The following is a 449-nucleotide window of genomic DNA, read 5'->3' on the forward strand; positions in this document are numbered from 1 at the left end:
CTCGACGTACCAGCGGCTGGCGCTAAGATCGCCGGCGGCCAGATTCAGCCCCACCGCAAGAATAAAGACGAAGAGTATCGCAGTGACGCCCTGCAACAGGCTGCCGAGAAAGGGCACCACCCGCGCCGCCGTCAGGCTCTCCTGATTGGTGCTCAGGTAGGTCGTCACGATAAATTTACCGTGTCCCGGTCCGACGGCGTGCAGCACGCCATAGAGAAAGGCCCCCACCAGCAGCCAGATACCGCCGCTGTACTGATGGTTATTCAGCAACAGAAGGTACATCACCAGATAGCGATGCAGGGTAATTTGGGTGGCGAGACACCACTGGAGAAAGTCACCCCAGTGGCTGTGCAAGGTGATAGCGGCGGCCAGCAGTAGAAGGCCGCCGCACCCGGCCGCCAGCAGGCGCCAGTCGCGGAGCGCAATCGGAGTCGTCATCGTTATACCAT

1 protein-coding gene is annotated in these 449 nt (G+C 60.8%); it reads right to left on the reverse strand.

Annotated features, from left to right (window positions below; genetic code table 11):
* Positions 1–438: nickel/cobalt transporter (locus M3667_RS17200; RefSeq protein WP_368859166.1), on the reverse strand; the 438-nt coding region annotated here is incomplete at its 3' end.
* Positions 439–449: the final 11 nt, after the last annotated feature.

Origin of the sequence: Microbacterium sp. P26 (genome assembly GCF_023712585.1) — a bacterium.
Classification (GTDB): Bacteria; Actinomycetota; Actinomycetes; order Actinomycetales; family Microbacteriaceae; genus Microbacterium; species Microbacterium algihabitans_A.